General features: G+C 71.1%; 3 protein-coding genes. 1 reads left to right on the forward strand and 2 read right to left on the reverse strand.

Annotated features, from left to right (window positions below):
* Positions 1-1,222, reverse strand: a 1,222-nt coding sequence (locus AC1DO7_RS40795) for an MFS transporter (protein WP_477117525.1), incomplete at its 3' end; no start/stop codon positions are given.
* A 118-nt stretch (positions 1,223-1,340) separates the two neighbouring features.
* On the opposite strand from AC1DO7_RS40795, the gene AC1DO7_RS40800 reads away from it, so the two are divergent.
* Positions 1,341-2,240, forward strand: a complete 900-nt coding sequence (locus AC1DO7_RS40800) for a LysR substrate-binding domain-containing protein (protein ID WP_441615535.1) — start codon at positions 1,341-1,343, stop codon at positions 2,238-2,240.
* On the opposite strand, the gene AC1DO7_RS40805 is transcribed toward AC1DO7_RS40800, so the two are convergent.
* Positions 2,218-2,691: a helix-turn-helix domain-containing protein gene (locus AC1DO7_RS40805; protein WP_441615736.1), complete on the reverse strand. Its 474-nt coding sequence runs from the start codon at positions 2,689-2,691 to the stop codon at positions 2,218-2,220. The genes AC1DO7_RS40800 and AC1DO7_RS40805 overlap by 23 nt on opposite strands.
* Positions 2,692-2,808: the final 117 nt, after the last annotated feature.

A 2,808-nucleotide genomic window follows, 5' to 3' on the forward strand; every position in this document is an offset into this window, starting at 1 on the left:
AGCCAAAGCCGGCGGCCATCCCCGGGATCGCCAGCGGTACCAGGAAGAAACCGGAAAAGGCAAAGGTATTGCCCAGTCCGAGCGCGGTGCCGGCGCGCGCCGCGCCTGCGATGGTGGCCAGCTCGGTAAAGGCCACGCCGTGCCAGGCCGAGGCGCAGATGCCGCCCAGCACCAGGCAGGCCATCAGCGCCGGCAGCAGCAGGGCGCGCCAGCCCGGCGCGGCGGCACTGAGCCAGGTCAGGGCGGCCAGCGCGGCAAAGACGAACAGGGTCACCAGGCTGCAACCGCGCATATAGCCGCGCCGATTGCCGCGGCGGTCGGTCCAGCGGCCGCTCCACACACGCATCACGGCGGCGCCGGTCTGCACCGCGGCCACCGTCATGCCGGCGGCGGCGACGCCGATGCGGCCGAAGTCGTGCAGGAACACCGTGGCGAACGTCAGCACGGCCACCTGCGGCGCGCACATCAGCCCCATGCCGCCCACCAGCCGCCAGACCCGCGCATCGCGCAGCGGGCCGCGTCCCGGGCCGGCAACAAGCGACGGGCCGCTGGCCGGCTGCGCGGACGGCGGCTCGTGGACCCAGCACCAGGCAAACACCGCGGTCACCGCGCAAAGCACGGCGAGCGCACCGTAGACCGCGGCGAAGCCCAGGGCCTGCGCCAGCAACGGCAAGGCCAGCGCGCCCAGGCCGCCGCCGGCCGGCACCGCGGTCTGGCGGATGCTCATGGCCAGGCCGCGTTCGCCTTCGCGGAACCATGCCATCACCGCGCGGCCGCTGGAGCCGTTGACGCTGCCGCCCAGCAGGCCGAGCACCAGCAAGCCCAGCGCCAGCAGCGCGTGGCCCGGCACATGGCTTGCCGCCGGCGCCATCGACGCTGCCATCAGCCCCAGCCACAGCGCGGTGGCCAGCAGGCCGGTCAGCAGCACGCGCCGGTCGCCCCAGCGGTCGGTCAGCAGGCCCCAAGGCACCTCGCTCAGGGCGATGCCGAGTCCCATCATGCCGAGGCAGAAGCCCAGTTCGCCGTCGTCCAGCCGGTAGCCGCTGCGCATCAGCACGGCCGTGGTCGGGATGCCGGCAAACGCGGCGGCAAAGCTGGCATTGGCCGCCACGCCGGTGGCCAGCACTTTCCAGCGGTGGCCGGGCTGGTGGCGTGGGGAACCTGGCAGGCTCGCAGGCCGGGCGGCGGCGGGCAAAGTGGCTGGAGATGAAGCGCGCGACATGGAATCCCCTGGGAAGAAGCGGCACGAATGGCCTTGACGCCCCGATTCTCTCAGTCGAAAATAATCCCGAATATCAGATAATTTTTTACTGAACATCCCAAATATCAGGACGATTTACATGGCTTCGGTGAATTTCGACCTCGACGTGCTGCGCAGCTTCGTGGCGGGGATGGAACTTGGCAGCTTCGCGCGGGCCGCCGACCGGCTCGGCCGCTCCACCTCGGCGGTCAGTGCGCAGCTCAAGAAGCTGGAGGAGCAGGCAGGCACGGCGATCTTCCGCAAGGCCGGGCGCGGCCTGGCCCTGACCGAGGCCGGCGAAACCATGCTGGCCTATGCGCGCAGGCTGCTGGAGCTCAATGACGAAGCCGCCTCCGCGGTGCATGGCGTGGCGCTCGAAGGCTGGGTGCGCTTCGGCTTGCAGCAGGATTTCGGCGAGATGCTGCTGCCGGAGGTGCTGGGCCGCTTTGCACGCGCGCATCCGAAGGTGCGCATCGAAGCGCGCGTGGCGCGCAATGCCGAGCTGCTGGACGGCGTTGCCGCCGGCCGGCTGGACATGGCGCTGGCGTGGGACGATGGCGTGCGCATGCCGCATATGGAGCGCGTGGCGGAGTTGCCGATGTGCTGGATTGGCCCCGCCGCCGCGCACGTGCCGTGGCACGAGGGCGAACCGCTGCCGCTGGTCGCGTTCGAGCCGCCATGCCGTTTTCGCTCGGCCGGCACCGCCGCGCTCGATCGCGCCGGCATTGCCTGGCGCGTGGCCTTCACCAGCCCGGGCCTGGGCGGCCTGTGGGCCGGCACGGCCGCGGGGCTGGGCCTGACGATCCGCACGGCGATGGGCCTGCCGTCATCGGTCCGGGCCTGGGATGCGGGCGAGGGCGGGCTGCCGCGGCTGCCTGCGCTGGCGCTGGCGCTCTACCGCAAGGATGACGAACTGGATGCGCCGGCCGCACGGCTGGCGGGCATCGTCGCCGAGGCGGTGCGCGAGGCRCTGCCGGTCAGGCTGGCCCAAGCCGCTTAGCCTGGCGTACCGGACCGCCCGGTGAACCGGCCCGCGGGGTCGTCTTTCTCCGGGCTCCGATGGCGCCGGACGCGGCAGCCCGCAGGATGCGGCGGAAGGTAGGGCATTCCAGGTGACTCGGCTCGGGGCAGGCGGCGGCGTGCCGCAGGCCGTCGCGCAGGGCGCTCAGGTTGCGGATCGTCTTGTCCAGTTCCTCCGCCTTGGCCGCGAGCATCTGCCGGTCGATGCGCGGGCGCCCGTCCGGCGCGAACATGAGCGCGATCTCGTCCAGCGAAAAGCCGGCGGCGCGCCCCAGCGCGATCAGCGCCAGCCGCTCCAGCACGCCGGGACCGAACAGGCGGCGCAGGCCGCGCCTGCCGATCGAGGCGATCAGCCCCTTCTCCTCATAGAACCGCAGCGTCGAGGCCGGCACGCCGGATCGCTGCGCCACCTCGGCTATGTCCAGGTTCATGTCCGGATCTTTCACCCTCTTGACCTCAAGTCGACTTGAATTTGTATAGTGCAACCTCCGCTACTTGAAGGCAAGCAAAGGGGGGATGATCATGGAAGTCATGCAGCAGGCTGATGA

It is taken from the genome of Cupriavidus sp. 05N40 (genome assembly GCF_056397305.1).

What these genes read in the sequence shown, in the direction of transcription:
- AC1DO7_RS40805 (WP_441615736.1), bottom strand. Translation starts at nt 2,691, where the DNA reads ATGAACCTGGACATAGCCGAGGTGGCGCAGCGATCCGGCGTGCCGGCC.